Source organism: Rhodococcus sp. BUPNP1, assembly GCF_002215235.1.
GTDB lineage: Bacteria > Actinomycetota > Actinomycetes > Mycobacteriales > Mycobacteriaceae > Rhodococcus.
In genome coordinates this window covers 1-6,413 of sequence record NZ_NERM01000061.1, presented here as the reverse complement: position 1 = coordinate 6,413, position 6,413 = coordinate 1, and the positions used below count along the sequence as shown (strand labels likewise).

5 protein-coding genes are annotated in these 6,413 nt (G+C 61.6%); all 5 read left to right on the top strand.

Features of this window, described 5'->3' with window-relative positions; all coding sequences use genetic code 11:
• Positions 1-79: 79 nt before the first annotated feature.
• The 5 genes from B9C99_RS25265 (at position 80) to B9C99_RS25245 (ending at position 6,256) form a co-directional block, all read left to right on the top strand.
• Positions 80-1,450 carry an MFS transporter gene (locus tag B9C99_RS25265; protein ID WP_088899778.1) on the top strand — a complete coding sequence of 457 codons (1,371 nt, stop codon included), beginning with the start codon at positions 80-82 and terminating at the stop codon, positions 1,448-1,450.
• On the top strand, positions 1,447-2,592 hold the full coding sequence (locus tag B9C99_RS25260) for a thiolase family protein (protein WP_088899777.1): 1,146 nt from the start codon (positions 1,447-1,449) through the stop codon (positions 2,590-2,592). The genes B9C99_RS25265 and B9C99_RS25260 overlap by 4 nt, the downstream gene beginning before the upstream one ends.
• Positions 2,589-2,915 carry a Zn-ribbon domain-containing OB-fold protein gene (locus B9C99_RS25255; protein ID WP_033098826.1) on the top strand — a complete coding sequence of 109 codons (327 nt, stop codon included), beginning with the start codon at positions 2,589-2,591 and terminating at the stop codon, positions 2,913-2,915. The genes B9C99_RS25260 and B9C99_RS25255 overlap by 4 nt, the downstream gene beginning before the upstream one ends.
• On the top strand, positions 2,912-4,522 hold the full coding sequence (locus tag B9C99_RS25250; RefSeq protein WP_088899775.1) for an ATP-dependent acyl-CoA ligase: 1,611 nt from the start codon (positions 2,912-2,914) through the stop codon (positions 4,520-4,522). The genes B9C99_RS25255 and B9C99_RS25250 overlap by 4 nt, the downstream gene beginning before the upstream one ends.
• Positions 4,523-4,630: 108 nt before the next feature.
• On the top strand, positions 4,631-6,256 hold the full coding sequence (locus tag B9C99_RS25245) for an AMP-binding protein (RefSeq protein WP_067882324.1): 1,626 nt from the start codon (positions 4,631-4,633) through the stop codon (positions 6,254-6,256).
• Positions 6,257-6,413 lie beyond the last annotated feature (157 nt).

Here is a 6,413-nt window from a genome sequence, read left to right as displayed (position 1 = left end):
CCACAAGCCCCCTCCCACCTCCCCTCCAATTCCCGAACATATTCCGCACGGGACGTGAGACGTTCGAAGGACCTGATCGATGACAACTGACACCGGCAATACCGGATCCAACCCCTCACCACCGGCGACTCCGATCAAACGGGTCGCAACGGCCAGCTTGATCGGTAGTGCCCTCGAGTGGTACGACTTCTTCTTGTACGGCACCGCCGCCGCACTGGTTTTCGGCCCGTTGTTCTTCACCGGCGATGATTCGTTGACCGGTACGCTGGCGGCTTTCGGCACCTTCGCCATCGGTTTCGTCGCCCGCCCCATCGGTGGTGTTGTCTTCGGTCACTTCGGTGACCGACTCGGCCGGAAGTCGATGCTGGTGATCACCTTGATGATGATGGGCGTATGTACCGCACTGATCGGTCTGCTTCCCACCTATCAGCAAATCGGCTTCTGGGCCCCGGTCCTGCTGGTTGTGCTTCGCATCATCCAGGGCATCGCAGTCGGCGGTGAATGGGGCGGTGCTGTGCTGCTGATCAGTGAGAATGCTCAACCCCATCGCCGAGGCTTCTTCTCCGCCTTCAGCCAGGTCGGCGTCACCATCGGTTTCATCTTGTCATCGTCGGTCTTCGCCCTGGTCACTCTCCTTCCGGACGACCAGTTTCTGACATGGGGTTGGCGCATCCCCTTCCTGCTGGGCCTGGTTCTCATGCTCGCCGGTTTGATCATCCGCATGAAGATCACCGAAACCCCTGTCTTCCAAGAGCTGCAGACCGAAGGCAAGGTCGAGCGTTACCCCGCACTCGAGGCGATTCGCACGCAACGGCGCTCCATCCTGCTCACGGTCGGTGCGCGGATGGCCGAGAACGGCGGCTCCTACATCTTTCTGGTCTTCTCCCTGGCGTACGGCAGTCATCTGGGTATCAGCAGTGATGTCATCCTGCCGGCCATCATTGCTGCCAACGTCGTGCAGACCTTCACCATGGTCGGCTTCGGCAGACTGTCCGACCGTGTGGGTCGCCGACCGGTCTATCTCTTCGGTGCTATCGGCGTCGTCGTGTGGGCAGTGCCGTTCTTCCTGCTGATGAACACGGGAACACCGGCAATGATCTGGATCGCCATCATCGTCGCCGTGGGTCTGTGCCACAGCGCCATGATCGGCACCCAACCGAGTTTCTTCAGCGAGTTGTTCACCGGCAAGGTCCGCTACAGCGGTCTATCGATCGGCCATGAAGTCGCGGCGATCTTCGCCGGCGGCATTGCCCCACTCATCGCTACGGCCCTGCTCGCCTGGGCCGGGCACTTCTGGCCGATCGCCATCTACCTGGCGATTCTCGGTCTGATCAGCACCATCGCGGTCTACTGCGCTCCCGAGACCGCAAGCCGGTTCAAGACCTCGACGCCGAGCTCGGGTCTCGATCACAACTCAGCGAACACAGGACGCATCGGAGAGTCGGTATGAGCGCCGCCAACACTGCTGTCCTCATCGGCGCTGCAGAAGAGCCCTACACTCGGCATCCCGCCGGCGCTACGACTACACAATCGATGCTTGCTGCCGCCATCCGCAGTGCCGTCGCCGACGCGGGTTTGACGATTGCGGATATCGATGGCCTGGCGGTATCGAGCTTCACCCTCAAACCCGACCATACTGTCGATCTGGCCATGAAGTGCGGTTTGAGCCTGCGCTGGATCATGGAAGACACCAACGGCGGCGCCAGCGGGATCAACATGCTCCAACACGCGGTACGCGCAGTCGAAGCCGGCGACGCCAACACAATTGTCATCGCCGCTGGTGACCGTATGACTCATGACGACTTCCGGACCCTGGTCTCCGAATACAACGGCATTACTCGAGACCACGTCACACCTGCCGGTATGTCGGGTCCCAACGCAATGTTCGCTCTGCTGACCCAGCGCCACATGAAAAAGTACGAACTGGCGGAAACCGACTACGGCGCCATCGCTGTGGCCCAGCGGCAATGGGCATCGCTGAATCCCCGTGCGGTCTACCGCACGCCCATGACACTCGACGATTACCTTGCCGCCCCGATGGTGGCCGCACCGCTGCGGCGTTTCGACTGCGTTCCCCCCGTCAGCGGTGCTGATGCTGTCGTCGTCACCCGAGCGGACCTGGCTGCCGACCGACATACTGTCCGAGTTCGCGCCATCGGCGGGAGTATCAACTGGGACAACCACACCGGTGACGGATTACAGACAGGATTGACAGATATCGCACCCGGTCTGTGGGAGCGCAGCGGCGTGGACCCGACCGATATCGACCTCGTCAACGTCTACGACGACTACCCCGTGATGGTGCTCATCCAACTCGCCGACCTCGGGCTCGTGCCTGATGACGACTTCGGCAAAGCGGTGCATCGCATGCTCCACCACCGATGGCCCGTCAACACCTCGGGCGGGCAATTGTCAGCAGGCCAGGCAGGGTCGGCAGGGGGACTGCACGGGCTCGTTGAAGCGACTACGCAGTTGCTCGGGCACGCCGGGAAGCGACAAGTCGAAGCACGCCTGGCGGCAGTGACCGGATACGGCATGGTCACCTACCGCTATGGCGCGTGCGCCAACATGACGATTCTGGAGGCGATGTGACTACCGGAATCCAGATGCAGCGCTGCACCCGATGCGCCACCGTCGCCTTTCCGTTCCGGCTCCTGTGCCCTCACTGCCATGGTCACGAATTCGAGAACGTCATGGCACGTCAGGGCACCGTCGAAGAATGGACCGCCCAACACACCGAACCACCTACTCGCTTCGCCTCCGTCCGCTGCGACCTCGGCCCCATCGTCGTCGCGGCCGTCCACGGTCCGCCCATCACACCGGGAACGACGATCGAGCTGACCTCGATACCTCCGACAGCGCCGGACAACCCGATCGGATACGTACCGACACCCCACGCCCAGGAGAAACGATGACAGTGGAACTAGCTGCACGCGAACGTGCGTCCGCGCCCTTGCGTGGACTGCCCATCACCGAATGCACGTTGCCGGCGTTGTTGAACCGACAGGCCGACGCCTTCGGGAGCAAGACATTGCTCGAGATCGACGGCTCGTCCTACACCTACATCCAGGTTCGTGATCGCGCTGCCATGACGGCCGCGGTGTTCGAACAGGCTGGAATCCGGTCCGGAGACCGAGTCGCGACACTGACGGGCAATCGACTCGAACTGCTGGAAACCATCCTGGGAGCTACCTGGATGGGGGCGGTGGCGGTGCCCTTGAACGCAGAACTGCGAGGAGAGCAACTTCTCCATGCGCTGGCCAACTCCGGCGCCCGCATTCTGGTCATCGAACCCGCTCTGCTCAAACGGCTCCAGGAGATCACCCTCCCCTCCACATTGGAGCGGGTGTGGTCCTTGGGCAGCCCTTCCGCCGAGCCGGTTTCTGCGCTACGTGTCGAGCGATTCCCCGCACTCTCGGGTGCGAGACCGGCCGCGCCTGTTGCTCCGGGAGACACCGCAGCACTGCTCTATACCTCGGGCACCACCGGTGTGTCCAAGGGAGTGTGTTGCCCTCATGCCCAGTTCTACTGGTGGGGCGTCAATGTCAGTGAGCAGCTCGGTATCACCGAGAAGGATGTCCTTTACACCTGTCTGCCGTTGTTCCACACCAATGCCCTCAATACGTTCGTCCAGGCTCTGGTCTCGGGTGCCACTTTCGTTGTCGGCAGGAGATTTTCCGCCAGTCGATTCTGGCAAGAGGTCACCGAATCGGGTGCTACGGTCACCTATCTGCTCGGTGCGATGATCAACATCTTGTGGTCCCGTGAGCCAGGTCCCTTCGACCGTGCCCACCGGGTGCGTATCGCGTTGTCACCGGCCACACCGGCCACCTTGTTCGAACCTTTCCGGCAGCGTTTCGGGTTCGATCTCAGCGACGGGTTCGGATCCACGGAAACGAACGCGGCGATCAACTCGGCGCCAGAAGCGCCTCGGGCCGGTTATCTGGGGCGCGTGCAACCCGACTTCGACGCGATTGTCGTCGACGAATACGACGTGGAAGTTCCGGACGGTACTCCGGGCGAACTGCTGTTGCGATCCCGTGTGCCGTTCGGCTTCGCCACCGGCTACTTCACCATGCCGGACAAGACCGTCGAAGCCTGGCAGAACTTGTGGTTCCATACCGGTGATCGGGTGGTCCGGGAGCCGGACGGATGGTTCAGATTCGTCGATCGTCTCAAGGACGTGATCCGGCGTCGCGGCGAGAACATCTCCTCGTTCGAGGTCGAGCAGGTTCTTTGTCTGCATCCCGGCGTGAAAACCGCCGCGGCGTTTCCGGTGGCATCGGACATGGCCGAGGACGAGGTCATGGTCTCAGTCGTGCCCAAGGATGGCTACGAACTGCACCCAGCAGACATCGTGGCCCATTGCAGCGACAGGCTGGCCAAGTTCGCTGTGCCCCGCTTCGTCGACATCGTTGCCGAACTGCCCAGGACCGCCAACGGCAAGATACGCAAAGCGGAACTCCGCGAGCGCGGCAGGACCGACACCACATGGGATCGCGAACACATTCACGATCGGTAACACCACTTTCCGTGACGGCAGGGCTGCCGGAGTCTTCGGCTGCCCTGCCGATATTGCGGCCTATCTACGTGGCCACCGATCCGGTGGTGACAGAAAAGACAGTGCACAATGAAGACCCCAGCATCGATCGGGGCGCATCCGTGGCGTCAGTGGCCTCATCGACGTCGTACGCTCCAAGAAATCATTTGTCACGCTGCTGAACACCAGGCGGATGAACCGGTACTGACCGTCGCCGATCGCTCCTATACCGGACGTGACCTCGCCGATGTCGCTGCCCGCTGTGCGCAGTTCTTGCAGCGTCACGGTGTCACACCCGGGGACCGGGTGGTCGTTGCCACCGCCAATCGTCGAGAAATGATCGAACTGTTCCTCGGGTGTGCGTGGAGTGCAGCAGTATTCACTCCTCTCAACCCTGCACTGCGGGGGGAGATGCTGCGCCACCAACTCCGCGCAGCACGCCCTACTGTGGTGGTGTTCGATCGTGTCACCGAGACCAATCTCGCCGAGGCGAGCGATGTATTCGATCACCCGGATCCGGTGTTGGTCCGGATCTCGACAGAGCCGCTGGACGGATATGCCGACGATGAAGTGGATCGACACCACGCTTCGGTAGCGAATGCAGTCGAGTTCCAGCTCGGGGAGACCGGCGCCGAAGCAGTTACGGTAGTGCCGGAGACGACGGCGGCCATCTTGTTCACCTCGGGTACCACGGGACCATCAAAGGGTGTCATCATGCCCCATGGGCAGTTCTTTTGGTGGTCGGTGATCTGCACCGAGCAGTTGCAGTTGACGTCGGCCGACACCTTGTACACCTGCTTGCCGCTATTTCACACCAATGCGTTGACCACGCTGTTGCAGGCGCTGGGCGCCCAGGCACGCGCGGTCATCGGTCCGAAGTTCTCGGTGTCGGCGTTCTGGGACCGCCTGCGTCAGTCCGAGGCCACGGTCACTTTCCTTCTCGGGGCGATGAGCAGCATGCTGTGGAACCGCAAACCCGAGGTGTTCGACAAGGAGAACTCCGCACTGCGTGTGATCCTCGGACCGGGCATCGAACCTGCCATCAAACGCGACTTCGAAGACCACTTCGGAGTCGAAGTGGCCGAGGGCTTCGGCATGACCGAAATCGGAGTGGCGTTCTATACCCCGTTGGGCCAGCACACCGAAGGGTTGCTGGGATTTCCCCATCCGGACTACGAGGTCGCTGTCGTCGATGCCGCGGATTGCCCGCTGCCGGACGGGCACGTCGGTGAGCTCGTCATTCGCCCCCGGCAACCTGCTCTGATCTCGGCGGGGTATTTCAACGCCCCCGAGGCCACGACTTCCTCACGTCGCAATCTGTGGTTTCACACCGGTGATCTGGTGAGGAAACAGTCGGATGGTATGTACCGATACGTCGACCGGCTGAAAGACTCGATACGTCGCCGCGGCGAGAACATCTCCAGCTACGAAGTCGAAGCTGCCTTCCTCGAGCATCCGGAGGTGGCTGCAGCAGCAGCGATCGCAGTACCGAGTGATCTCGGTGAGGACGAAGTGATGGTCTGCTTGCAGATGACCGACGGTAGTACCACCGAGATCGAAAAATTGATGGCATTCGCGGAACCTCATCTGCCGGCCTTTGCGCTGCCCCGCTATGTGCGTATAGTCGCCGCCTTACCGCTGACTGCCAACGGCAAGGTGTCCAAGGCAGTTCTTCGGAACGAGGGTGTCACCGACGACACGTGGGAAAAGCTGTAGCCGTACCACGGGTTCAGCTCCGAGACGAGTGATAGTGCCCCGTGGAGTGGTGGACTTCGGATCGGCTCTGCAGTAGACGTAGTGATCAACGAGTCGTGCTGGATACTATGCTGTTTCGCTCGAGCCGGTCAACGACAACGCCGGTTCGGTAGCGTGC

What these genes read in the sequence shown, in the direction of transcription:
- B9C99_RS25265 (WP_088899778.1), top strand. Translation starts at nt 80, where the DNA reads ATGACAACTGACACCGGCAATACCGGATCCAACCCCTCACCACCGGCG.
- B9C99_RS25260 (WP_088899777.1), top strand. Translation starts at nt 1,447, where the DNA reads ATGAGCGCCGCCAACACTGCTGTCCTCATCGGCGCTGCAGAAGAGCCC.
- B9C99_RS25250 (WP_088899775.1), top strand. Translation starts at nt 2,912, where the DNA reads ATGACAGTGGAACTAGCTGCACGCGAACGTGCGTCCGCGCCCTTGCGT.
- B9C99_RS25245 (WP_067882324.1), top strand. Translation starts at nt 4,631, where the DNA reads ATGAAGACCCCAGCATCGATCGGGGCGCATCCGTGGCGTCAGTGGCCT.